At 65.7% G+C, this 23993-nt stretch carries 17 protein-coding genes and 1 other RNA gene; 9 read left to right on the forward strand and 9 right to left on the reverse strand.

Annotated features, from left to right (window positions below; translation table 11 throughout):
• Window positions 1-39: 39 nt before the first annotated feature.
• From ACIQ67_RS08015 to ACIQ67_RS08035, 5 genes are read right to left on the reverse strand one after another with little or no spacing between them, the layout of a single operon-like run.
• Window positions 40-483 carry an MAPEG family protein gene (locus ACIQ67_RS08015; RefSeq protein WP_397533838.1) on the reverse strand — a complete coding sequence of 148 codons (444 nt, stop codon included), beginning with the start codon at window positions 481-483 and terminating at the stop codon, window positions 40-42.
• Window positions 461-1042 (reverse strand): recombination mediator RecR, encoded by a 582-nt coding sequence (gene recR / locus ACIQ67_RS08020; RefSeq protein ID WP_397533839.1) that lies wholly within the window; start codon window positions 1040-1042, stop codon window positions 461-463. Before recR ends, ACIQ67_RS08015 begins: the two co-directional genes overlap by 23 nt.
• Before the next feature lie 13 nt (window positions 1043-1055).
• Entirely contained in the window at window positions 1056-1382 is a 327-nt protein-coding gene (locus tag ACIQ67_RS08025) for a YbaB/EbfC family nucleoid-associated protein (protein WP_397533840.1), read from the reverse strand.
• Window positions 1383-1402: 20 nt separating this feature from the next.
• A complete protein-coding gene (gene dnaX, locus ACIQ67_RS08030) occupies window positions 1403-3400 on the reverse strand; it encodes a DNA polymerase III subunit gamma/tau (RefSeq protein WP_397533841.1) in 1998 nt (665 codons plus the stop codon).
• Between the two features lie 49 nt (window positions 3401-3449).
• A complete protein-coding gene (locus ACIQ67_RS08035) occupies window positions 3450-4457 on the reverse strand; it encodes an isoaspartyl peptidase/L-asparaginase family protein (protein ID WP_397533842.1) in 1008 nt (335 codons plus the stop codon).
• A gap of 128 nt (window positions 4458-4585) precedes the next feature.
• On the opposite strand from ACIQ67_RS08035, the gene ACIQ67_RS08040 reads away from it, so the two are divergent.
• From ACIQ67_RS08040 to ffs, 3 genes are all read left to right on the forward strand, one after another.
• The gene (locus tag ACIQ67_RS08040; protein ID WP_397533843.1) at window positions 4586-5710 is read left to right on the forward strand and encodes an AIR synthase related protein; all 1125 of its coding nucleotides are present in this window, start codon (window positions 4586-4588) and stop codon (window positions 5708-5710) included.
• A gap of 59 nt (window positions 5711-5769) precedes the next feature.
• The gene (locus ACIQ67_RS08045) at window positions 5770-6147 is read left to right on the forward strand and encodes a SirB2 family protein (protein WP_397533844.1); all 378 of its coding nucleotides are present in this window, start codon (window positions 5770-5772) and stop codon (window positions 6145-6147) included.
• 41 nt (window positions 6148-6188) lie between these two features.
• An RNA gene (ffs, locus tag ACIQ67_RS08050) (signal recognition particle sRNA small type) lies at window positions 6189-6286 on the forward strand.
• 25 nt (window positions 6287-6311) lie between these two features.
• Here the strand turns inward: ffs and ACIQ67_RS08055 are convergent.
• The 4 genes from ACIQ67_RS08055 to ACIQ67_RS08070 all read right to left on the reverse strand — a co-directional run bounded on the left by ACIQ67_RS08055 (window position 6312) and on the right by ACIQ67_RS08070 (window position 15248).
• On the reverse strand, window positions 6312-8744 hold the full coding sequence (locus ACIQ67_RS08055; protein WP_397533845.1) for an HDOD domain-containing protein: 2433 nt from the start codon (window positions 8742-8744) through the stop codon (window positions 6312-6314).
• Window positions 8745-8765: 21 nt separating this feature from the next.
• Entirely contained in the window at window positions 8766-10673 is a 1908-nt protein-coding gene (locus ACIQ67_RS08060; protein ID WP_397533846.1) for an HDOD domain-containing protein, read from the reverse strand.
• A gap of 209 nt (window positions 10674-10882) precedes the next feature.
• Window positions 10883-14716, reverse strand: coding sequence for an ATP-dependent RNA helicase HrpA (hrpA, locus tag ACIQ67_RS08065; protein WP_397533863.1), 3834 nt, complete (start codon window positions 14714-14716; stop codon window positions 10883-10885).
• 142 nt (window positions 14717-14858) lie between these two features.
• Window positions 14859-15248, reverse strand: a complete 390-nt coding sequence (locus ACIQ67_RS08070) for a VOC family protein (RefSeq protein WP_397533847.1) — start codon at window positions 15246-15248, stop codon at window positions 14859-14861.
• A gap of 128 nt (window positions 15249-15376) precedes the next feature.
• Between ACIQ67_RS08070 and argA the strand changes: the two genes are divergently transcribed.
• From argA to dnaG, 6 genes are all read left to right on the forward strand, one after another.
• The gene (argA, locus tag ACIQ67_RS08075; protein ID WP_397533848.1) at window positions 15377-16717 is read left to right on the forward strand and encodes an amino-acid N-acetyltransferase; all 1341 of its coding nucleotides are present in this window, start codon (window positions 15377-15379) and stop codon (window positions 16715-16717) included.
• Between the two features lie 91 nt (window positions 16718-16808).
• Window positions 16809-17081 carry an oxidative damage protection protein gene (locus ACIQ67_RS08080; RefSeq protein ID WP_397533849.1) on the forward strand — a complete coding sequence of 91 codons (273 nt, stop codon included), beginning with the start codon at window positions 16809-16811 and terminating at the stop codon, window positions 17079-17081.
• A gap of 141 nt (window positions 17082-17222) precedes the next feature.
• Window positions 17223-18272, forward strand: a complete 1050-nt coding sequence (locus ACIQ67_RS08085; RefSeq protein WP_397533850.1) for an extracellular solute-binding protein — start codon at window positions 17223-17225, stop codon at window positions 18270-18272.
• A 197-nt stretch (window positions 18273-18469) separates the two neighbouring features.
• Window positions 18470-18766, forward strand: a complete 297-nt coding sequence (locus ACIQ67_RS08090) for an H-NS family nucleoid-associated regulatory protein (protein WP_397533851.1) — start codon at window positions 18470-18472, stop codon at window positions 18764-18766.
• A gap of 191 nt (window positions 18767-18957) precedes the next feature.
• Entirely contained in the window at window positions 18958-21978 is a 3021-nt protein-coding gene (locus ACIQ67_RS08095; protein ID WP_397533852.1) for an EAL domain-containing protein, read from the forward strand.
• 10 nt (window positions 21979-21988) lie between these two features.
• Entirely contained in the window at window positions 21989-23893 is a 1905-nt protein-coding gene (gene dnaG / locus ACIQ67_RS08100) for a DNA primase (RefSeq protein WP_397533853.1), read from the forward strand.
• Window positions 23894-23993: the final 100 nt, after the last annotated feature.

Here is a 23993-nt window from a genome sequence, read left to right on the forward strand (position 1 = left end):
TTGAAGCGAGGGCCGCCGCCATCGGCGGCAGTCCGACGGTCAGGCGAAGAACAGGGCCAGGCTGCAGGCCAGCCCCGCCGTCCAGGCCAGCGTGCGCAGCGCTGCCAGGTCGGCCAGATACAGGCCGATAAAGCTCAAGCGAAACATCAGGAAGGACAAGGCCAGCATGTCCACCCGTTCCTGATTGGCGCCCATCTGCTGCGCCACCAGCACACCGGCGATGAACAGCGGCAGCGCCTCGAAGCTGTTGGCCTGAGCCGCATTGGCCCGCGCCTGCCAGCCGCTCAGGTTCGCGAGCCAGGCCCGCGGGTTGTTGTTGTCGAAACCGCCATCACGGCGCCGCTTGCCAAAGCCCTTGGACTTGGCAATGCCGGCGCAAACGATCGGCATCAAACAGGCCACGATGATGCAGTAGTTGGCCACGGTCATGGCGCGCTCCTTGGCTGGAAAGAAATCGGGGTCAACGGCGGTCAACCAGGGCATGGGCAATCGTGCCCAGGTCCACGTATTCAAGCTCGCTGCCGACCGGCACGCCACGCGCCAGGCGTGTCGAGCGGATGCCGCGTGCCCGCAGCGCCTCGGCCAGCACATGCGCGGTGGCTTCGCCTTCGGCCGTGAAACTCGTGGCGAGAATCACCTCCCGCACCGGCTCCTGCGCGGCGCGTGCGATCAACTGCTCGGCGCCGATCTGGCGCGCACCCACGCCGTCCAGCGGACTGACGCGGCCCTGCAGCACGAAGTAGTAACCTCGGTACGAGGCGGTGCGCTCCAGCGCTGCTAGGTCTGCGGGCGACTCAACCACGCAGAGCAGGCTGGCATCGCGCCGCGTGTCCGCACAGATGTCGCACAGCGCGGCCTCACTAAAGGTGTGGCAGCGCTCGCAGTGGCGCACCTGCTGTGCTGCGGCAGCCAAGGCTTGCGACAAGCGCAGAGCGCCATCGCGGTCGTGCTGCAGCAGGTGGTAGGCCATCCGTTGCGCCGACTTCTGCCCAACACCGGGCAGGCGGCGCAAGGCTTCGATCAGGGCTTCTAGCGCGTTCAAGCGGCGGGCAACATCAGAACGGGAACTTCATGCCCGGCGGCAGCGGCATGCCGGCGGTCAGCTTGCCCATCTTTTCCTGGCTGACAGCCTCGGCACGACGCACCGCATCATTGAAGGCTGCGGCCACCAAGTCTTCCAGCATGTCCTTGTCATCGGCCAGCAGGCTGGGGTCGATGGTGACCCGCTTGACGTCGTGCTTGCAGGTCATGGTCACTTTGACCAGGCCCGCGCCCGACTGCCCTTCGACCTCGACGCTGCCGAGTTCGTCCTGCGCCTTCTTCAGGTTGTCCTGCATCGCCTGGGCCTGCTTCATCAGACCTGCGAGTTGACCCTTCATCATCTTGGTATCTCCTGGAGTATTCAGTGGGGTTTGATGGACCCGGGCACGATGCGTGCCGTCTTGAACTGGCTCAGCAACTGCTGCACCAGCGGGTCCTCGAGAACAATCTGTTCGGCACGGCGCTGGCGTGCCTGGGCTTCGGACTGGTCACGCAGCGCTGGCGAATCCTGGGCCATGCCGGCTTCCAGCTCCAACTGCACGGTCGTGCCGAGCAACTCGGTCATGGCCGCCTGCAGCTTGTCCTGCAGCGCCGGTTGACGCAACGATTCGCGCTCGACACGCAGGCGCCAGCGCTGCGGGCTGGCCTGCTCGTCCAGTGCAATGCATTCGGCCTGCAGCGCCAGTTCGCGCGGCAGCGCCACCAGCTTCAGCTGCTTGACCAGCGCGTACCAGCGTTCGCCGAGCGCGGTCGGACGCAGCGCGATATCCATGCCCGAGGTCGAGGCATAGGCCCCGGTCGGCTCTGGCGCTGCAGTGGCCGATGTCACATCAGCAATGAAGTCCTCCGGCACGACGCTGCCATCCTCATCGGCCGGCGGCGCATCCAGCCAGGGCGGCAGATCGTCATCGGCCGGCGCCGGCGCAGCGGCCAGCGGCCGCGGCTTGAGCCGCGCACTGTGGGCGTCAGCCGGCTTGCTGGCCAAGCTGCGCTGTACTTGGGGTGCAGCAGTCCCGGCCGGCGTCGCCGATGACTGAGCCACCGGTGCCGGTGCCGGTGCCGGTGCCGGTGCGGACGGGGCGGCCGTGCCGGCAGGCGCGGGCGCCGGGGCGGCGACCTGGACGGCGGCTGGCTTGGGTTCCTCGACACGCACAGCCGGCTTGACCGCAAGGCTGGGTGGCGCCGAGCGCAACAAGGGCGCGCTGGCCGCAGCCGGCACGGCGGCCGGCCGGGGACGCTCTGCCCCCTGGCCTGCCGCACCCTTGGGGCGAAAAGCCAGCATGCGCAGCAAGACCATCAGCAGGCCCGCGTACTCGTCCGGCGCCAGCGCCAGCTCCTGGCGCCCGTGCAAGGCCATGCTGTACATCAGCTGAATCTCGTCCGCCTGCAAGTCGCCCGCCAGCCGCAGCGCCTCGGCGCTGTCGGGTTCCTGCGGGTCAAGTGCATTCGGCGCGGCCTGGGCCACCGCCATCTGCTGCAGCAAGGAGGCCAGGTCTTCCAGCGTGCCACCGGCGGACAGGCCCAGATTGCGCAGCCCATCGGCCTGCGCCACGACCGCCTCGCCGCTGCCGGCGATCAGGGCCTCGACGATGGCGACCACATGGCCGCGATCCACCGAACCCAGCATCTGGCGCACGCCCGCTTCCTGAAGCTGGCCGGCGCCGAAGGCAATCGCCTGATCGGTCAAGGAGAGCGCATCGCGCATCGAGCCGCGCGCCGCCCGCGCCAGCAGCCGCAAGGCACCGGCTTCTGCCGGCACGCTCTCCGCAGCCAGCACCTGGGTCAGATGCGACAGCACGTTCTGCGGCGCCATCGGCCGCAGATTGAACTGCAGGCAGCGCGACAGCACAGTGACCGGCACCTTCTGCGGATCGGTGGTCGCCAGCACGAACTTCAGGTAGTCCGGCGGCTCCTCCAGCGTCTTGAGCATCGCGTTGAAGGCGGTGTTCGAGAGCATGTGCACTTCGTCGATCATGTAGACCTTGAAGCGACCGACCACCGGCTTGTAGACCGCCTGGTCGAGCAGCTGCGAGATTTCCTCGACGCCGCGATTCGAGGCCGCGTCGAGCTCCACGTAGTCGACAAAGCGCCCGGCATCGATATCGCGGCAGGCCGGACAGACGCCGCAAGGCGTGGCCGTGATGCCACCATTCCCGTCCGCCCCGGTGCAGTTCAGGCTCTTGGCAAGGATGCGCGAGACTGTGGTCTTGCCCACACCCCGCGTGCCGGTGAACAGGTAGGCGTGATGCAGGCGCTGCTGTGTCAAGGCATTGGCCAGGGCCTGGACCACATGCTCTTGGCCCACCAGTTCCTCGAAACTGTGGGGGCGATACTTGCGGGCGAGGACCTGGTAGCTCATGGGCGCCATTCTATGTAAGGAGCAGGCGCAGTCCTGTCGGCGGGGAAGCTTATATGAATGCCTCGCCGTAGATGCCGACAGCGGGCGCGGCATCGCCCACCCTCACCTGGCCGCGGTACATGCCTTCGGTGTTGAAAGGCAGGCAGACCTCGCCTTTGGCCGAAACCGCGATCAGGCCGCCGCGGCCACCGAGGCGCGGCAGCTTCTCCATCACCACGCGGCGGCAGGCCTCCTGCAGATCCAGGCCCGCATACTCGATCAACGCCGACACATCGTGCGCCGCACAGGCGCGGATGAAGGCCTCGCCTGTGCCAGTGCAGGAAATGGCCACGGTCGCATCATTGGCATAGCAACCGGCACCGACGATGGGCGAATCGCCGACCCGGCCGGGCTGCTTGTTGGTCATCCCACCGGTCGAGGTGGCGGCGGCCAGATGGCCCTGCGCGTCCAGCGCCACCGCGCCGACGGTGCCGAACTTGGTGCCCTCGTCGATCGGGCCGCTGCCATGCCCGGCCTGGGCCTGGGCCTGGCCGTCATGGTCCAGCAACTGGCCCGACTCGGTCTGCTGCGCCATGTGCAGCTGCGCCAGCCGCTCGGGCGTGCCGAACCAGTCGGGCGCCACCATCTCGAGCCCGTGCGCACGCGCCAGTTCGTCCGCCGCTGCGCCCGTGAACATCAGATGCGGGCTGTGCTGCATCACCAGGCGCGCCAGCAGCACCGGGTTGCGGGTGCAGCTCACGCCCGCCACCGCACCGGCCTGCAGGTCATGCCCGTCCATCACGCAGGCATCGAGCTCATGACGGGCCGCTGCAGTGTAGACCGCGCCCTTGCCCGCATTGAAGAGCTCGCACTCCTCCAGCCGGCGCACCGCCTCGACCACCACGTCCAGCGCCGAGTCACCGGCAACCAGCTGGGCCTGGCCATGCCGCAGGATGGTTTCGAGCGCCTGGCGATAGCGCTGTTCCTTATCGGCGCTCATCGCGCCGCGCAGCAGCGTGCCTGCGCCGCCATGGATGGCCAGCACGGGGGTCGGTCGGGCGTTCGCCTTGTCGTTCATGAAGTTCCAGGTCTCAAGTGCGCAGCAATGCGGCGGATTCTTGCACCAGAGGGGGTACCGCTGATCGATGGGACAGGATCGGTGCTGCGCTGGCGGCAGGCGTCGGACCATCGTCGATAATCCGGGCCATGAGCACGCATGCCCCCTCCTCACCCGACACCCTCAGCTATGAACAAGCGGGGGTCAACTACGACCTGATCGATCCATTGAAGATCGCGGCGCAGCGCTCTGCAGCGGCCACTGGTGCCCATCTGGGCGGTCATGGCTTCTCCGAAGTGCTGGCCTCGCGTGGCGAATCAGCCTATGTGGTGGATGTGGGCCCGTTCTACTTGGCCTCCATCGTCGAATGCCTCGGCACCAAGACCCTGGTGGCCGACGAGATGAGCAAGCTCACCGGCAAGAGCTTTTATGCCGGCATCGCGCAGGACACCATCGCGATGGCGATCAATGACCTGATCACCGTCGGCGCCACACCCCTGGTGGTGCAGGCCTACTGGGCCGCTGGTGGCTCCGACTGGTTCGGCGACAAGCTGCGCGCGCAGGCCCTGGTCGAGGGCTGGAAAAAAGCCTGCGACACCTGCCAGGTGGCCTGGGGCGGCGGGGAGACGCCGGCGCTGGCCGGCATCGTCGAAGAAGGTCGCATCGACCTGGCGGCCTCCTGCACTGGCCTGATCAACCCCAAGACGCGCCTGTCGGTGGGCGACCAGCTGGGTGCGGGCGACGCCATCGTGCTGCTGGCCTCCAGCGGCATCCACGCCAACGGCCTGTCGCTGGCGCGCAAGCTGGTCGAGCGCCTGCCGAACGGTTACCTGACCGAGATCGAGCCTGGCCTGACTTACGGCGAGGCGCTGCTGGCGCCCACCGTGCTGTATTCGCCGGTGACCGAGGCCCTGTTCAAGGCCGGCATCCAGCCGCACTACTGCGCCAACATCACCGGCCACGGCTGGCGCAAGCTGCTGCGCCATCCGGGCCAGTTCACCTACCGCATCCACACCGTGCCGCCGGTTACCCCAGTGCTGAAGTTCATGCAGGAGCATGCCAAGCAAGACGACCGCGAGGCCTACTCGACGCTGAACATGGGCGCTGGCTTCGCGATCTTCGTCAAGGCGGAAGACGCCGCTCGCACGGTCGAAGTGGCCAAGTCCTGCGGTATCGAGGCCTGGCAGGCTGGCACGCTGGAAGCCGGCTCCAAGCAGTTGCTGATCGAGCCACTGAACATCCGTTTCAGCGACGATGATCTGCAGCTGCGCTAACGCCACCTCGTTGCGCATCAGCGCCAGGATCAGTTGAGTCAAATCAGCAGAGACGCCTGATGGACTGGTTCTACTCGCAGATGCTGCAGATGCATGCACTGCTGGCCTGGTTCAGCGTGCTGTTCTTTGTTGTGCGTGGCCTGGCCGCGCTCTTCGATGCCGAATGGCACATGGACGGCCGCGTGCTGACGCTGGCATTCGGCGCCTACACGCTGCTTGCCGTCAGCGGTCTGAGCCTGTGGTCACTGCTGCAGCACAACCCGATGCGCGACAGCTGGCTGGCCGCCAAACTCATCGCGCTGGTCGTCTACGGCGTGTGCGCGCACTGGGCCGTTGGCACCGGGCGCTTCCGCGCGGTCGGCTATGCGCTGGGTCTGCTGATGCTGGCTTATGTGATGGGCCTGTCGATGACGCGTCAGGCCCTGCTCGGGCTCTGACACGGGGCGGCGAGCGCCGGCGCTGGGCTACAATCCGTCCTGACGGGCCTCCTCGCATGGAAGCGCGGCCAACCGGGTCAGGTGGGGAACCAAGCAGCCCTAGCCGTTGTGACCAGTGCCGGGGGTAAGGCTCGTCAACCCCCCTCTTCTTTGCGGCTGAACGCTCAGCCGGCTTGTCTGAAGGCCATCACGGCCTGATTGCGCAGGGTGCGCAGCAGGGACAACTCCTTCTCTCCCAGATCGATGCTGCCGGGCTTGGCCTTGTCGGCATAGATCATCGCGAACGGCGTGCCCTTCAGCAGCATCGGCAGGATCAGGAAGCTGGGCGCCTTGGGCGCCCCCATGAACCAAGCCGGCAGACGCTCCGCGATCTTGGGATCCGACGCGTCGGCAATCAAGGTGTCTACCCCCTTCTGGCAAACCGCCGCGAACAGGTCGAGCTGCATGCCGGCCGGCTGCCGCAGCGGCACTCTGAACAACGGCGTCAGGGCTTCGACGCCCTCGCCCAGCCCGAAGCGCCCGGTCAGCATCTCGGTCTTCGGGTCGCGCAGGCAGAACACCACCCGCCGAAAGCCCAGGCCGCGGTATATGGTCTCCAGGATCATGCGCATCACCTCGTTGAGCTTGAAGTCCTCAACCATGGAGTCGGTGATGTCCTGCACGCCCGCCGCCAGGGTCTGGACCGCCTGCTCGCGCGTCGGGGCCGCTTCGCTCAGGCTTTGGGTGCGCTCTGTGGCCAAGGTTGCCTGCAACTCATGCGGCGACAGGCTGTCGCCCGTGCTCGACTGCAAAGGCGCCAAAAGACGCTGCGCACGAGAGTTCTTGGCGATGTGGATATCCATGGCTTGCGCCACGTCGGCCAGTCGCTGGCGCGCCTGATCGGCTGCAGCCTCGAACTGATCGACGGGCACATCGAGCGCCCTGGAGTAGCGCTGCGCCATGGCCTTGAGCCGGGCATGCGCTTCCGACGGTTCGCTCTGCAGGATCACATCGGTCATCTCGTTGGCGGCACGCGCCAGCCAGCGTTGGCGCTCGATGGGACTGCCCAGCATGCGGGTCGGCGGCTCACCGATGGGGCGCCGCATGCTGCTTTGCAGCGCCTCTGGCAGACCCCATTGCTTGGCGACACCCAGACCCAATTGCTCGTAGCTCAGACCCAGCACCTGCACCGAGGCTGCCGGCTCACTCACCGGCGGCCTGGCGCGCTCGACATTGCGCTCGCTGCTCATCAAGCGCCGCACCTGCTGGGCCTCTTCCGGAAAGTAGAACTCGCACAGCAGGCGCCCGAGGCTCTGGAACATCGCCGCCAGGAAGCTCTCTTCGCTCTCGCGCGTGCTTGGGGACAGCTCCCGACCCAAGGCGCCCGCCATCTGCGAACGCAGAAACTCCTCACGCAGCTGCTGCGCATGCGCACGGTTCTCCATGCGCTCCAGCAAGATCAGCGACAAGGCCAGATTGCGAATGCCGGCAAAGCCGATCAGCGCCGCTGCGCGCGACACGGTGCTGATGCCGCCCCCACCCGCATGGCGGTAATGCGCGGTGTTGACCAGGCGCAGCAGCTTGTGGGTGAGCGCCACGTCCTTCAGGATTTCATTGGACAGGCTGTTCAGGCTCTCGGTATCGGACTGGGTCAAGCGCTGGATGCGCGCCACCGCGTCGGACATCGCGGGGAAGTCGCTGCGCAGCCGCATGCGGCGCAGCAGAAACTCCAGTGCCACACCATCCACCCCCTCGGCGCCGGGCTCCAGCTCCGGGTGCAGCCACTCGGCCAGCGCATCGTGAAAGGCCCTGGCGCTGGGCCAGCGCTGCTCAATATCGCGCGCCAGGCCCCGCATCACGATTGCGCGCAGCCGGTCATCAACCTCCGCGTCCAGGCCGGTCGGCAGGGTCAGGTCTCGCTCGGCCGCGCGGCGCACCGCACGCCAGGGGTCGGGGTCGTAATTGAGTCGCTGCCCGGACAGCAACTCGCCCAGCAGCACGGCCGCCGCAAACACATCCATCTGCGGGCAAGGAGTTTCCCCACGCGCTGCCTCAGGCGAGATATAGCCCGGCGTGCCGACGATGCGCCGGGCCGGCTCGCGGTTGCTGCCCGACTCGCTGATGCGGTCCGCAATGCCAAAGTCCATCACATGCGGACGGCCCTTGGCATCGAGCAGGATGTTGGAGGGCTTGAGGTCACGGTGCACCACACCCGCAGCATGGGCTGCTTGCAAGCCGTCCAGCACCCCCAGCATCAGCTCGACTGCGGCCTTGGTAGGCAGCGGCGGGCCGTCGCGCAGGCGCATGGCGAGCGTCGGCCCATCGACATACTCGAACACCATGTAGGCTTGGCCATCCTGCAGATCGGCCTCGAACACCGGCACGATGTTCGGATGCGTGAGCCGGCTCACCGCGCGCGCTTCGTGCAAGCCGGCATCGACGCGGTCTGCGTCAAGGCTGGCATGCAGCACCTTCACGGCAACCTCCCGGTCCAGGCGCGGGTCATGGGCCAACCAGACCGTCGCCTGAGCCCCTTCGCCCAGCTTGCGCAGCAGCAGGAAGCGGCCGAGTTCAGGGGTGGAGCCGGAACCGGTCTGGGAGCCTGCAAGGGTGGACATGCGCTGGCCTGGACGAGAGCGTCAGTTGCCGCGCTCTGGCACCGAACCGTCACCGGCAGCCCGGGCTCGCAGGCGCGACGGGATGGGAACGGCGGGTGCAGGCGCGGGCGCCACGGTTGCCGCAGAGGCGTCTGCCGGCTCTGCAGGGCGCCCGGCTTCAGCTTCGCTCGTTGAGGCGCCGGCTGTCGGGGCCGCTGTCGGGGCAGCGGACGGTGGCTGCAAAGCCAGATAGACCTCGCGCAATCCGATTCCCAAGACACGCGCATAGCGGCGCGTGACAAGTTCGACCCCGGCCTTGCGACGCTCCTCGGGCAAGAGCAGCGCCTCGACCAGTTCGTTGGCCAGACTGCAGCTCAGGCGCAGCAGTTCCGCATCAGTGCCGGCGCTGCGCACCGGTGCATCGCTGCCCTGGCGGCGGATCATGTGCAGCAGTTCTTCACCCAGGCTCCATTGGCGGGCCACTGCCGCACCAATCGACTCCAGGTCGCAGCCCAGTACGGCATAGGCTGCGGCCTGCTCGCTCATGCCGGCGGGATGCGGCGCATCGACTGTGGGCTCGGGCGGCTGCATCAGCTGGCGGATCTGCTGCGCGTCTTCCGGAAAGTGATATTGCAGCAGCAGCCGCCCCAGGTTCTGCAAGGTCGTGATCAGGTAGACCACTTCGGCGTCATAGCCGGCCGGCCGCAGGGCCTGTGCGATTTGGCCGGCGCGATGCACACGCTTCATCAGCGTCTGCATCCAGCCAGCTTGCTGTTCGTTGAGCGTGCCAGGCCAAATCTTCAGTGAACGGGCTGCGGCCTGCACACCGTTGAGCCCCAGCATCGCAATCGCGCGCTGCATATTGAGCACGGCGCCGCCGCCCGACTCCAGCCCTTCCTGCTTCAGGGCATTGTTGACGCGCCGCAGCAGTTCCAGGCTCAGCGCCACATCCTGAAGCACCAGGGTCGACAAAGCGCTGGCGTGCTGATTCTCGAGGCCGGAGGACTGCACGGCGCGCTGCAAGCGGGTCGAGCTAATCGGAAGATGGCCATAGCGTTGCACGCGGTCGAGCAACAGAGCGATGGCACCACCCTGGTCATTGGCCGCACTGCGCCAGCCCTCCAGCGCCCGCAGGAAGCTGCGTGCGCTGTGATAGCGCTGACGGGCCTGCCTATCGGTCGATCGATTGGCAATGGCACGCAGCGGCTCGGCAATCGGATGCGGCGTCTCCCAGCCCAGGCGCACCAGCTCCTGGCCTTTGGGCTGCATCAGTTGGATCACCTGCTGCAGATCGTTCTGCTCCAGCACCGGGCGTGCAGTCAGCCCGCGGTGCAGCAGCAGGCCCATGCGCAGCACATCTTCCTCGGCCGCCTCGCGCACGACACGCCGTGTGGCGGTGTTGAAGTCTTCGCCAGCCAGCGCAGGCTCTTGAGCCACCTCCAGGCCCAGCAGCCGAACATGCCCCGCACCATCGATCAGCAGGCTGGAGAGCTGAATGTCTCGATGCGCATGGCCGGACTCATGGGCGAAGGCCAGACCGTCCAAGGCCTGGCAGATCCAGCCCGACCACTCCATCGGCAGCACCACTCGATCTCGGGCCAGGCGCTCTTCCAGCGTTTCGCCCAAGGCGCGGTCATAGGCGATGAAAGGCCAACGCTCGACCTGGGACACCTCCACCGCATGCGCAAGGTTGGGATGCTGGATGCGCGCGCCCACGCCTGCCCGCCTGATCCAATCGGCAAGGGCTTGCGGGTCGGCCGGGGCCGTGCGGGGCATGCACAAGAGCATGTCCTGCGACGCGCGCGGGTCGAAGGCCAGCCACATCATGCTGCGCGCCGTCTTGCTCAGCAGAGCTTTCAACTCGAAGCGGCCGAAGCGCCGCATGGGCGCGCCGGAGGGTGCCGTCGAGCCGGCACGGGTCTGGCTACTTGATGAGTCTTCGTTCGGCACGTTGGGCGCTGGCAGGGCTAGGGCAAGGTAAGGTCAGTTGTATTGGATACAGATTCTGCGCTGCCCGATGGCTGGAACTGAACCGCTTTCCCGGCTCAGGCGATGGCGTTGCACGGCTCCAGCAGCAAAGCGCAGGTTCAGCCGGCCCGCTTGTATCGCGTGCCGGCCTTCGGCAGCCGACGCGACCCTTCCGGATCGCGTGTGCCGCCTCAGCTTGCAAGCTGCGCCCAGACTTTGTCCAGGCGTTTGACGCTGACGGGCTGTGGCGTGCGCAACTCCTGCGCAAACAGGCTCACGCGCAGCTCTTCCAACTGCCAGCGGAAGTCCGCCAGCCGCGCGTCGGCCGTGCCCTTGAGCTCGGCCACGCGGCGCTGCCAGCGCTGCTCCAGCGGGCGGTATTCGCTCATCAGCTTGGCGTCGCGCGCCGCATCGGCGCGCAGCTTGTCCAAGCGCACGCTGATCGCCTTCAGGTAGCGCGGCAGATGCTGCAGCTGGCTCCACGGTGTGGCCGTGACGAAGGACTTCGGACACAGGCGCTGTAGCTGTGCCGTGATGTCCTCGGCCACATCCTTGGGCGCGCGGGCATCCTTGAGCTTGCGCGTGGCGGCCTGGAGCTCCAGCAGCACGATGCCGGTCTGGCGCGCCACTTCCTGCGCAATCAGGTTCAGGCGCGCGCGGCCTTCCTCGATGCGGGCCTTGAACTTGAACTCGTCGGTGGGCAGCGGATCAGCCAGGAAGGCGCGGTCCAGCGCCACGCCGATGATCTGGTCGCGCAGCTCCTCCGACGTGCCCAGGCTCATGAAGGCCACCGCCATCTTCTGCAGATCGGGGATGTTCTTCTCCAGATACTTCAGCGGCTCCTTGAGCTGCAACGCCACCAGCCTGCGCAGGCCCAGCCGGTGCCGGGTGGCCGCGACCTCGGGCTCGTCGAAGACTTCGATCTCCACATGCGTGCCACGGTCGATCAGCGCCGGGAAGCCGATCAGCGTCTGCGGCCCCTTGTTCACCTCCATCAACTCGGGCAGCTCGCCGAAGCTCCAGGCGGTGTAACGCGCGCTGGCGTCCACGACCGGCTCGGCCTTGGCCTTCTGAACGATCTCGGCGCGCACACCGCCCTTGGCGACTGGCGCCTGCGCAGCAGCCGGCTCCGGCGCCGCCGCGGCCGGCAGCTTCAGCGCCGCCAGGGCCTGGAAGGCCGAACGCGCCTGCGAACCCAGCTCGGCCTTGAGCGCGGCCAAGTTGCGGCCCAGCCCGAGCTGGCGGCCATGCTCGTCGACGATGCGGAAGTTCATGAACAGATGGGCCGGCACCTGTTCGATCTTGAAGTCATTGCGCTGCACCGCCAGCTGGCTGCGCTCGCGCACCGCCTTGAGCAGCACCTCGATCAGGCTGCCGTGGGCAAAAGCATTGAGCTCGCAGAACTCGGCCACGAAATCCGGCAGCGGCACCAGGCGTGCGCGCGGCTTCTGGTGCAGACTCTTCAGCAGCGTGGTGACCTTGGGCGCCAGCATGCCCGGCACCAGCCATTCGCAGCGCTCCTCGCTGACTTGGTTGAGCGCATAGATGGGCACGGTGACGGTCAGGCCGTCGCGGGCATCGCCTGGCTCATGCAGATAGTCCGCCTTGCAATCGACGCCGCCCAGGCGCACGGTCTTGGGAAAGGCATTGCTGGTGACGCCCGCGGCCTCGTGGCGCATCAGCTCGTCTCGGCTGAGCATCAGCAGCTTGGGCTCGCGCTTGCTGGCCTCGCGGTACCACTTCTCCAGCGTCACGCCGGAGCAGACCTCGGCGGGCAGATGCTCGTCGTAATAGGCGTAGATCAGCTCGTCATCAATCAGCACATCCTGGCGGCGCGACTTGTGCTCCAGCTCCTCGACCTTGGCGATCTGCTTCTGGTTGTGGGACAGGAAGGGCAGCTTGCGAAACAGGTCTTCCGGCCACTCGCCGTTGACCAGGCATTCGCGGATGAAGATGTCGCGCGCCGCCACCGGATCCACCCGGCCGAAGTTCACCCGCCTGCCCGCATAGATGACGATGCCGTAGAGGGTGGCGCGCTCCAGCGCGATCACTTCCGCGGCCTTCTTCTCCCAGTGCGGCTCCATCAGCTGGGTCTTGATCAGGTGGCCGGCGATGCCCGGCAACCACTGCGGCTCGATATTCGCGATGCCCCGGCCGAACAGGCGTGTGGTGTCCACCAGCTCGGCCGCAACGATCCAGCGGCCAGGCTTCTTGCTCAGGTGCGCGCCGGGATGGCGCCAGAACTTGATGCCCCGCGCACCCAGGTACCAGTCGTCCTCATCGGCCTTGCATCCGATATTGCCCAGCAGGCCGGCCAGCATCGACAGATGCACCTGCTCGTAGGTGGCGGGTGCGCCGTTCATGCGCCAGCCGTGCTCGGCCACCACGGTGTGCAGCTGCGAATAGATGTCGCGCCACTCGCGCACGCGGCGCGGGCTGACGAAGTTGTCGCGCAGCAACTGCTCCTGCTTGCGATTGGAAAGGCGATGTTCTCCCTCGCCGCCGCGCGACTCGCCAATCCACTTCCACAGCTTCAGATAGCCCATGAACTCCGAGCGCTCGTCGTCGAACTTCTTGTGCTTCTCATCCGCCTGCTGCTGCTGCTCCATCGGGCGGTCGCGCACGTCCTGGCCGGAGAGCGCGCTGGCGATGATCAGCACCTCGGAGAGGGCCTCGCGGTTCTTGGCCTCCAGGATCATGCGGCCCACCCGCGGGTCCAGCGGCAGCTTGGAGAGCTCCTTGCCCATGGACGTGAGCTCGTTCAGCTCGTCAACGGCGCCCAGCTCGGCCAGCAGCTGGTAGCCGTCGGCCACGGCCTTGCGCGGCGGCGGCTCGATGAAGGGGAAGTCCTCAACCTGCCCCAGGTGCAGCGCCTTCATGCGCAGAATCACGCCAGCGAGCGATGAACGCAGGATCTCGGGGTCGGTGAAACGCGGCCGCTCGTTAAAGCTCTTCTCGTCGTACAGGCGGATGCAGATGCCGTTGGCCACGCGACCGCAACGGCCGGCACGCTGGTTGGCAGCGGCCTGGCTGACGGGCTCGATCTGCAGCTGCTCGACCTTGTTGCGATAGCTGTAGCGCTTCACGCGCGCCAGGCCCGGGTCGATCACATAGCGGATGCCGGGCACGGTCAGCGAGGTTTCGGCCACATTGGTGGCCAGCACGATGCGGCGCTGGCCATGCGGCTCGAAGACGCGGTCCTGCTCCTGCTGCGACAGGCGCGCGAACAAGGGCAGCACCTCGACGCCCGGCGGATGGTGCTTGCGCAGCGCCTCGGCTGCCTCGCGGATCTCGCGCTCGCCAGGCAAGAAAACCAGCACATCGCCGCCGCCCTCGCGCCATAGCTCGTCCACCGCGTCGGTGATCGCGTTGTTGAGGTCGTACTCGCGCGATTCTTCAAAAGGCCGGTAGCGCTGCTCCACCGGGAAGGTGCGGCCCGAAACCATCACCACCGGCGCCGGACCCTTGGCTCCGGCAAAGTGCTGCGCGAAACGATCAGCGTCGATGGTGGCCGAGGTGACGATCACCTTCAGGTCCGGCCGCCGCGCGAGGATCTCGCGCAGATAGCCGAGCAGGAAGTCGATGTTGAGGCTGCGCTCATGCGCCTCGTCGATGATCAGCGTGTCGTAAGCCTTGAGCAGCGGATCGGTCTGCGTCTCGGCGAGCAGGATGCCGTCGGTCATCAGCTTGACGCTGGCGCCCGGCTGCAGCCGGTCCTGGAAACGCACCTTGTAGCCGACCACCTCACCCAGCGGCGTGTTCAGCTCCTCGGCGATACGCTTGGCCACGCTGCTGGCGGCGATGCGGCGCGGCTGGGTGTGGCCGATCAGGCCGCCACCGTTGGCGCGGCCGCGCCCCATCGCCAGCGCGATCTTGGGCAGCTGCGTGGTCTTGCCCGAGCCGGTCTCGCCACAGACGATGATGACTTGGTGCTCGGCCAGCAGGCGCGCGATCTCCTCGCGCCGGCCAGAGACCGGCAGCGATTCGGGAAAGTTGATCGGCGGCAGCGGATTGGCCGGCGGCAGCGGACGCTCCTGTCGCGGCGGGCGAGGCGGACGCGGAGCCCCTGCGGACGGGGCCGGCTTGCCGGAAGGTGGGGAAGGCTTGTTCTGATTCACGAGGCGCGGATTATCTGCGCCCCGCAAAACCTCGGCGCCTGCCGCTGTATCAGGCCGGCTTGGGCTCGTAGCAGATGATGTTGATAGCCGCGCCCTGCGGGTCCTGGATACAGGCCATGCGGCCGACGGTGGGCACGTCCATCGCTGGCATCAGCACCGTGCCGCCCAGCGCGCTGCACTTGGCGATAGCTGCATCGACATCCGCCACGGTGACGTAGCAGCCCCAGGCCGGGGGCATCTGCGCAGCGGCGTCCTGACTGGCCATCATGCCGGCGATTGCCGTGTCGCCAATCTTGGCCAGGTGGTACTTGCCTGTGGGCGTGTCCATCGATTCGATGCGCCACCCGAACAGGCTGCCGTAGAACTCCGCGGCGGCAGCGGGGTCGGTGGTCATCAACTCCGACCAGCTGAAAGCACCGGATGTAGTAAAGACGTCCATGGCTTGCTCCTTGTCCATTGCAAACGGAGAACGGTTGCGGAACTTCATGCTCGCGCATCGCACAGCCGCCGGCAAGTGCCTTCCAGCACCCAGGCCGGGCCGGCAGCGCTGCGGCACAATTCCGCCCCATGAGCCTTGTCTTTCCCCACACCTTCGTCCCCTGGTTCCGCTCGGTGGCGCCTTACATCCACGCCTACCGCGGCGAGACCTTCGTGGTCGGCATGCCAGGTGAGCTGGTCGCGGCGGGCAAGCTCAATGCCTTCGTGCAGGATCTCTCCATCCTGCACGCGATGGGCATCAAGATCGTGCTGGTGCATGGCTTTCGTCCGCAGGTGAATGAGCAGCTCGCTGCCAAAGGCCAGCAGCCGCGCTATCACCAGGGCGTGCGCATCACCGACGCGATCGCCCTGGATTGCGCCCAGGAAGCTGCCGGGCAGTTGCGTTTCGAGATTGAGGCGGCCTTCTCGCAAGGCCTGCCCAACACGCCGATGGCCAATGCCACGGTGCGCGTGGTCTCCGGCAACTTCCTGACCGCCCGCCCGGTCGGCATCGTCGATGGCGTCGACTATCAGCACAGCGGACTGGTGCGCAAGGTCGATGCGGCAGCCATTCAGCGTGCCATCGATTCGGGCGCCATCGTGCTGCTCTCGCCCTTCGGCTTCTCGCCCACCGGTGAGGCCTTCAACCTGATGATGGAGGAGGTGGCCACCAATGCCGCCATTGCCCTGCAGGCTGACAAGCTGCTGTTCCTGACCGAGGTGCCCGGTGTGCGCGAGAACCCGGCCGATCTGGACAGCCCGATCGACACCGAACTCGCGCTGGCCGATGCCGAGCGCATGCTGGCCTCGCTGCCGCGCCCCACGCAGCCCACTGACGTGGCGTTCTATCTGCAGCATTGCGTCAAGGCCTGCAAGGCTGGCGTGGAGCGGACCCACATCCTGCCGCTGGCGGTGGACGGCGCGCTGCTGCAGGAGGTCTACACCCACGACGGCATCGGCACCATGGTGGTCGACGAAAAGCTGGAGAGCCTGCGCGAGGCGACCAGCGATGACGTTGGCGGCATCATCGCCCTGATCGAGCCGTTCGAGCGCGATGGCACCTTGGTCAAGCGCGACCGCACCGAGATCGAACGCGATGTGGAGCTCTACACCGTGATCGAGCATGACGGCGTGATCTTCGGCTGCGCCGCGCTCTACCCCTATGTGGAAGCACGCACGGCCGAGATGGCCGCGCTGACAGTCTCGCCCGACGTGCAGGGTCAGGGTGATGGCGACCGCATACTCAAGCGGGTCGAGCAGCGCGCGCGCGCACAGGGTTTGAGCAGCATCTTCGTGCTGACCACCCGCACCATGCATTGGTTCATCAAGCGCGGCTTCCAGCCGGTCGATCCCGAGTGGCTGCCCGAAGAACGCAAGCGCAAGTACAACTGGGACCGGCGCTCGCAGGTGCTGGTCAAGCGACTGGGCTGATTGCACCGAGAAAGCCGGCCTGCACCAGGCCAAGCGGGGCACGCTACAGTGCGCCGCAACTTCATCCACTGTTTGATATCGAGGTAGTTCTATGGCCCGCACCGTGCAATGCGTTTATCTGAAGAAAGAAGGCGAAGGCCTGGACTTCGCCCCCTATCCGGGCGAACTGGGCAAGCGCATCTATGAGGGCGTGTCCAAGGAGGCCTGGGCGGCCTGGATGAAGCACCAGACCATGCTGGTCAACGAGAACCGGCTGAATCTGGCCGACCAGCGCGCCCGCCAATACCTTGCCCGCCAGATGGAGCAGTTCTTCTTTGGTTCTGGCGCCGAGGCAGTGGCCGGCTACGTTCCGCCGAGCGCCTGACGGACAGTCTAGGGACACGCGAGGCGCGCGCGAAGGGCGCGTCTCAGCCCAGCAGGCCCGATGATTTTCGGATTGAACAAGAATAATTCTTGTTTGCACTACAATTCCGCTCATCGTTGACCCCCCCGCTTGGAGCTGACCATGCTGCCCCTTCGTTTCTCTAGCAAACCCATCCAACTTCTGATCTGGACCCTCGGTCTGGTTTCTGCCGCGCAGGCGCAGGAACAAGTGTTGAATATCTATTCGGCACGTCACTACCAGACCGACGAAGCGCTCTATTCGGATTTCACCAAGGCCACGGGAATCCGCATCAATCGTGTCGATACCGATGATGCCGGTCTGCTGGCCCGCCTGAAGAGTGAGGGCGCGAACAGCCCGGCGGATGTGGTGCTGTTGGTCGACGCGGCGCGCCTTTGGAAGGCTGAGACCGAAAATCTGTTCCTGCCGATCAAGTCTGCCGTTCTTGATCAGCGCATCCCGGCGCATCTGCGCGGCAAGGATTCCGGCACCGGCACCGCGTGGTTCGGGTTTTCGACGCGCGCACGCATCGTCGTCTACAACAAGATGTCGGTCAGCAAGGACGATGTCGACACCTATGAAGAACTTGCGGACCCGAAGAACAAGGGGCGCATTTGCCTGCGCAGCGGCTCTCACCCCTATAACCTGTCACTGTTTGGCGCGCTCTACGAGCATCTGGGCGCTGAACGTACTGAACGTTGGTTGAACGGCTTGGTAGCTAACCTGGCGCGCGAACCCAAAGGCGGCGATACCGACCAGATCCGCGCTGCCGCTAGTGGTGAATGCAGCGTTGCGATTACCAACAGCTACTACCTGGCGCGCATGATGCGCTCGAGCAAGCCCGAGGATAGGGCCACGGTTGAAAAGCTCGGCGTGGTTTTCCCCAATCAGCAATCTTGGGGCACGCACATGAATATTGCCGGTGGCGCAGTGGCACGCCACGCGAAGAACCGTGACAACGCCGTCCGCTTCCTGGAGTACCTCAGCTCTCCCGCTGCACAGGTGTATTTCGCCAATGGAAACAACGAATGGCCGGCCGTGCCCGGAATTCGAGCCAGCAACCCTGCGCTGGAAGCGATGGGCAACTTCAAGAGCGAAACCATCCCGATTTCTGCGGTCGGAGCGAATCTCCCCAAGGTTCAGGTCTTGCTCGACAAGGCTGGCTTGAAGTAATTGGCGTTTTTCGGCACCCCCCGGTTTGTGGCGCGCTTGCCATAACCCAGGGGGAATCAGCAAAACCCCGGATTTGAAGGGATTGCGGAATCCGGTCTGCCTGCGCATAATGAATCGCTAGAGAGTATCGAGAGTTTTGGCGCAAACAGCGCTGTCCCGATAGGCTCTTTAAACAAACCTAGCGAGGATTTGCAAATATGTCGTCACTCAAGGAACTATTGGCACAGCGCGCCGCGCTCGACGAGCAAATCGCGCAAACCAAGGATCGCGAACGCGCGGATGCCATCGCCAAAGTGAAGAGCCTGATGTCGGAATATGGCTTGACCCTTGCCGATCTGAGCGTGCGCACCCCCAAGCTGGTAAAGCCCAGCAAAGTGGCCGTCAAATACCGCAATCAGGCAACCGGCGAAACATGGAGTGGCCGAGGCCTTCAGCCCAAATGGCTGAAGGCGGCCATTGCCGCCGGCGCCAAGATCGATGATTTCAGCGTCTGAGGGCGCTGCTCCTTGCTTCTGTCCGTTGAAGCATGTTGTCGAGGCTGCCTTCCGGGCAGCCTTTTTGTTTGGGCCTCTCAAGACGCGGGTACCCACCCATTTGCAGGTCAGTCAGACGGCAGCGCCATTCCTCACTGCTAGCATGGCCATCCCGAGCGCATGCGCTCTGTCCGTTCGCCACATCAAGAAATATGTCCGCCGGACATGAGCCCTCACACAGCGTCACGCCTTCGAGAAACCGCGCCGCCCTGCTCGAGCAGTCGCTGCTGGTCTTCTTCGCTTGCCTGTGTGCAGGCTGGCTTGGCCTGCAACTGAGCCCAGCGCCACCGTCCCCGGCCGTGTTCTGGCCTCCGGCCGCCGTTGCCCTGGCCGCGCTGATTCACTTCGGCTGGCGTGTAGCGCCCGCTGTGTGGTTGGCACTTGCGGCAGTGGCTGTGGCACAGAGCTTCAACCCGCTGCTTGTCCCAGCGATCGCGAGCGCCGGCCTGCTCGGAGCGGGCGCCGCACACGGCATCCTGAAGCGATGGAGACTGAACGCGCGCATGACCCGTCGCCGCGATCTCGCCCTGCTGATACTGGTCGGGGCCGGGATCGGGCCACTGATCAGTGCCTGCGTCAACGTGTCGAGTCAATTCGCGCTGGGTACGATCGATGCAGCACGCACGCTGCCCATGCTGTGGTGTCAGTGGGGCGCCGAGGCAATGGCAGTCCTCTGCATGACGCCACTGCTGCTGGCCCTGCGCTCTGCGTCCGTCAAGGCAGGCACCCTCGGCAGCGCGGCCGGTGCGGGGCTGCTGGCGCTGGCAAGTTTGCTCAGCAGTACCTGGGCCTTCCTGGGCCCACCCCAAACGGTTTTCGGTGGTGGCCCCTGGCTCTTTGTGCCAGCGCTGCTGTTGATGTGGACGGCGCTGAGGGTGGCAAGTTTCGTCGTCAGCGCCGGGCTCGCGCTTGCCCTCGTTCTGCAAGCCTCGCTGTTCACGGTCATGGGGCTGGGGCCATTCAGTCACCCGGCCATGCCGCTGAGCGTCGCCCTGTTGTGGGGCTATGCAGCCAGCCTTGCGCTTATTCCCCTGCTGGCGCAGACACTGCTGAACGAGATGCGCGAGGAGCGCGAGCGCTGGCAAGGCGCGCTGGATGCCACCGGCATCGGAGTCGGTGAATGGGATTTGAGAACCGGCGCGCAAACACTCTCGGCGCAATGGTCCCGCTTGATCGGCCACAGCGGGCCGACCGTGCTGAATGATTGGCTGGCGAAGGCGCACCCAGTCGATCGCAGCCGTGCTTTGGAATTGCTCACCAGGCTGTTGAGGCAAGGCGGCGATACGCGTTGCAGTGAAGCCGTCCGCCTGCCGACCGAGAACGGACGCGAATGGCGCTGGCATGAGTTGAGTCTGCAAGTTCTCGAACGAAGTCCTCAAGGCGAACCACTTCGCCTCTTGGCGACACTGGCTGATGTGAACTGGAGGCATGTCGCAGAGGAGCGCCAGCGCATGAGCGCAAGCCTCTTCCAGCACCTGCACGAGGGACTGGTGGTGACCGACACCGGCTTTCATGTGCTGGATGCCAATCCGAGCTATTGCCGCATCGTCGGCGAGCCGCGCGAGGCCTTGAGCGGCGCAGTCGCGCTGGCGCTCAGTACGCCCACGCTGATGCGCAATGGCATTGACCCGCTGCAACTGCAGCAGCAGGTCGCGGATATCGGTCACTGGACGGGCCGGGTGCGCTGCACGGCCGTTGATGGGCGCGCCCTGTGCCTGGAGCTGACGCTTTCCGCCATTCCAGAGCCCCTTGGCCCGCAGCGCTTTTGCGTCGTAACCGTCAATGACTTGACCCTGCAGTTGCAGCAGCAAGCGCTGCTGGAGCGGCAGCACAGCTACGACGAACTGACCGAGTTGCCGAACCTGCGCGAATTCAAGTTGCGCCTGGAAGCCGCATTGCAGGCCAGTGAGGCCGAGGGATTCATGCTGTGCGTGGCTTGCCTCGACATCGACCTGTTCACACGCGTGAACGCGCAGGCGGGCGCAGCCGTAGCGGATCAGCTGCTGGTTCAGGTCGCACAACGGCTCCAGACCGCGCTGCGCAGCGCCGCCCAATGGTCGGATCAGCTTGCGCGCCTGAGTGGTGACGAGTTCGGGCTGATCCTGCGCTGCCGCGATGCTGCCGAGGCACGGCTGGCTGCCGAACGTATGCTCAATGTGCTGCGAACGCCCTTCCCCGTCGCTGGACAGGACAACGCGGTTGAGCTCACCGCGAGCCTGGGCGCAACCCTGTACCCGGCCGATCATTCATCTGGCGAGACCTTGCTCCGCCATGCAGCCCACGCGCTCTACCGGGTCAAACGCTCAGGCCGCAACAGTTACCAGTTCTTCGACACGGAAAAACGCTTGCGCAGCGAGGCGCGTGTTGTCGCGATCGGCCGCATGCAAGAAGCGCTGGACGCAGGAGAGCTGCAGCTCTACTACCAACCCAAGGTCAATCTGCTGGAAGGTCGCGTGATCGGCGTCGAAGCCTTGTTGCGCTGGAACCACCCGGAGCGCGGCGTTCTGGCACCCGCGCTCTTCCTGCCCGAAGTCGAGCACACAGGCTTGGGCGTTCAGATCGGCGACTGGGTCTTGGAAAATGCGCTGAAACAGTCGGCCCAATGGCTTTCGGCTGGACTCGATCTGCTGCTCAGCGTCAATGTCGCGGCCCGCCACCTGCAGGCCGAGGACTTTGGGCAACGCCTGCAGGAGTTGTTGGCACGGCACCCGGACTCGGTGGCCCAGCATCTGGTTCTCGAGGTCCTGGAGTCCGCCGCGCTGGCCGACATCGACGCCACACAAGCACTGATCCGCCAGTGCCGAAACTTGGGCGTACGCTTCGCACTTGACGACTTCGGCACCGGCTATTCGACCCTCACCTACCTGAAACGGCTGACCGTGGAAACGCTCAAGATCGATCGTTCCTTCGTGCAGAACATGCTGATCGACAGCAAGGACCGGGCGCTAGTTGAAGGCGTCATCAACCTGGCCCGCCACTTTGGCTGCCAGGTGGTTGCCGAAGGCGTGGAAAGCGCGCAGCACGCCAGCAGCCTGGTGTCGATGGGTTGCGTACTGGGCCAGGGCAATGGCATTGCGAGCGCGATGCCCGCTGCTGCAGTCGCCGGGTGGATCGAACAGTTCGAGCAAGCCCCCGTGCTGGCCGGCCGGCAGCCCGACACCCTGCCCTTGTAGACTTGCACCGGTGATCCCACCCGGCTTTATCCAGGACCTGCTGGCCCGCGTCGACATCGTCGAGGTGGTGGGGCGCCATGTCGACCTCAAGAAGGCCGGCATCAACCACAAGGGACTGTGCCCCTTCCACGGCGAGAAGTCGCCCAGCTTCATCGTCAGTCCGACTCGCCAGACTTACCACTGCTTTGGCTGCGGCGTGCATGGCAACGCGATCGGTTTCCTGATGGAGCACAGCGGTATCGGCTTCATCGACGCGGTGCAAGATCTGGCTCAGCAAGTCGGCATGCAAGTCCCTGAGGACGAACGCTCCCCCGCCGAACGTGAGCGTGCGGCACAGCAAAAACAACGCCAGGCGACGCTGACCGAAGTCCTGGAGCGAGCGAGCCGGCACTACCGTCACCAGCTTAAGCAGAGCCCGCGCGCCATCGACTATCTCAAGCGCCGCGGCCTGACCGGCCAGATTGCGGCACGCTTCGCACTCGGCTATGCGCCAGAGGGCTGGCGAGCGCTGGCCAGCGCCTTCCCGTCCTATGACGATCCGCTGCTCAGCGAGGCCGGGTTGGTGATCGTCCAAGGCGAGGAAGGCACCGAACAGAAGCGGTATGACCGCTTCCGCGACCGGATAATGTTTCCGATCAGAAACGTGCAGGGTGAGACCATTGGTTTCGGCGGCCGCGTGCTGGACAAGGGCGAGCCGAAGTACCTGAACTCGCCGGAAACCCCGGTGTTCAGCAAGGGTCGCGAGCTCTACGGCCTGTTCGAGGGCCGGCAAGGGCTGCGCAGCCGCGGCTATGCACTGGTGGTCGAGGGCTATATGGATGTGGTGGCCTTGGCCCAAAGCGGCTTCGACAACGCCGTGGCCACGCTGGGCACCGCCTGCACGGCCGAGCATGTGCACAAGCTCTTCCGTTTCACCGACTCGGTGATTTTCAGCTTTGATGGCGACGCCGCCGGTCGGCGCGCCGCCGGCCGTGCCTTGGAAGCTGCACTGCCGCATGCCAGCGATACACGGACAATCAAGTTCCTGTTCCTGCCGGCCGAGCATGATCCAGATTCCTATGTTCGGGAATTCGGCGCAGCCGCCTTTGAGCGCTGTGTCGAGGACGCGGTCCCCTTGTCTCGCCAGATCCTGGAAAGCGCTGCCGAAGGCTGCGATCTGTCCAGCGCAGAGGGACGCGCGCGCTTGCTCGCCAATGCCCGCCCGCTGTGGGCCGCCTTGCCCGCAGGCCTGCTCCAGCGCCAACTGCTCGGCGATCTGGCACGCCGGGCCCAGTTGCCAGATCAGGAACTCATCAGCCTGTGGCAAGGCAGCGCCAAGTCCATGCCCGAGACCCGCCAGGACTCCGAAACTCAGCCGCAGACGGCTGGCGAGCAGCCGCGATCATCGAAGGACACGGCTCCGCGGGCCTGGAAGAAGGACTGGAAGCCAGGCTCATGGAAGCGTCGTGGCGAGCCGATCGATGAAACGCAAGGACTGCCGCGGCGCCAGCCGCCCGGCCCTGCCGACCATGCACTGCGCCTGCTGCTGCTTGGCAACCAATGGTGGGAACAGTTGAGTGCCGATGACCAGCACCTGCTTCATGAATTGCCCGGCAGCCACGGCGAGATGGTTCGTTGGCTGGAACGCTTTCTCGTCCACCATGGGCCATGCCCCTGGTCGGCTCTGGAGCCAGTGCTGGAGGCCGACGGCATGCTGGACCAAGCGAGGCGGCTCACCTCTGGTTTGCACGCAGAGCAGGAACCACTGCTCGAAGATCTGCAACACATGCTCAGGAAGCTGCGAATCGAACACATCAACGAGCAGGTTCGCCAACTGATAGGCAGCAATCCGCAAGGAGAAGATCTGCAGCGCATCGCCCAGATGCGCGCCGAGATCGAATCGCTGCGTCAGGCCGGCCTTGCCAGCGCAGGCTGAACAGGCTGGCGTACAATTGCGAGGTTTTCGCGCGCCGTCAAGAGTGACGGCAGCTCATTGCCGGACCCGGCCACCCAGCGAAACTGGGCACCCATCGAGG

It is taken from the genome of Roseateles sp., assembly GCF_044373315.1.
In the GTDB taxonomy this organism is placed as follows: Bacteria; Pseudomonadota; Gammaproteobacteria; order Burkholderiales; family Burkholderiaceae_C; genus JACDQM01.

What these genes read in the sequence shown, in the direction of transcription:
- ACIQ67_RS08055 (WP_397533845.1), bottom strand. Translation starts at nt 8,744, where the DNA reads ATGTCCACCCTTGCAGGCTCCCAGACCGGTTCCGGCTCCACCCCTGAA.
- ACIQ67_RS08040 (WP_397533843.1), top strand. Translation starts at nt 4,586, where the DNA reads ATGAGCACGCATGCCCCCTCCTCACCCGACACCCTCAGCTATGAACAA.
- ACIQ67_RS08045 (WP_397533844.1), top strand. Translation starts at nt 5,770, where the DNA reads ATGGACTGGTTCTACTCGCAGATGCTGCAGATGCATGCACTGCTGGCC.
- argA (WP_397533848.1), top strand. Translation starts at nt 15,377, where the DNA reads ATGAGCCTTGTCTTTCCCCACACCTTCGTCCCCTGGTTCCGCTCGGTG.
- ACIQ67_RS08035 (WP_397533842.1), bottom strand. Translation starts at nt 4,457, where the DNA reads ATGAACGACAAGGCGAACGCCCGACCGACCCCCGTGCTGGCCATCCAT.
- ACIQ67_RS08095 (WP_397533852.1), top strand. Translation starts at nt 18,958, where the DNA reads ATGTCCGCCGGACATGAGCCCTCACACAGCGTCACGCCTTCGAGAAAC.
- ACIQ67_RS08090 (WP_397533851.1), top strand. Translation starts at nt 18,470, where the DNA reads ATGTCGTCACTCAAGGAACTATTGGCACAGCGCGCCGCGCTCGACGAG.
- ACIQ67_RS08015 (WP_397533838.1), bottom strand. Translation starts at nt 483, where the DNA reads ATGCCCTGGTTGACCGCCGTTGACCCCGATTTCTTTCCAGCCAAGGAG.
- ACIQ67_RS08080 (WP_397533849.1), top strand. Translation starts at nt 16,809, where the DNA reads ATGGCCCGCACCGTGCAATGCGTTTATCTGAAGAAAGAAGGCGAAGGC.
- ACIQ67_RS08085 (WP_397533850.1), top strand. Translation starts at nt 17,223, where the DNA reads ATGCTGCCCCTTCGTTTCTCTAGCAAACCCATCCAACTTCTGATCTGG.
- dnaX (WP_397533841.1), bottom strand. Translation starts at nt 3,400, where the DNA reads ATGAGCTACCAGGTCCTCGCCCGCAAGTATCGCCCCCACAGTTTCGAG.
- ACIQ67_RS08025 (WP_397533840.1), bottom strand. Translation starts at nt 1,382, where the DNA reads ATGATGAAGGGTCAACTCGCAGGTCTGATGAAGCAGGCCCAGGCGATG.
- ACIQ67_RS08070 (WP_397533847.1), bottom strand. Translation starts at nt 15,248, where the DNA reads ATGGACGTCTTTACTACATCCGGTGCTTTCAGCTGGTCGGAGTTGATG.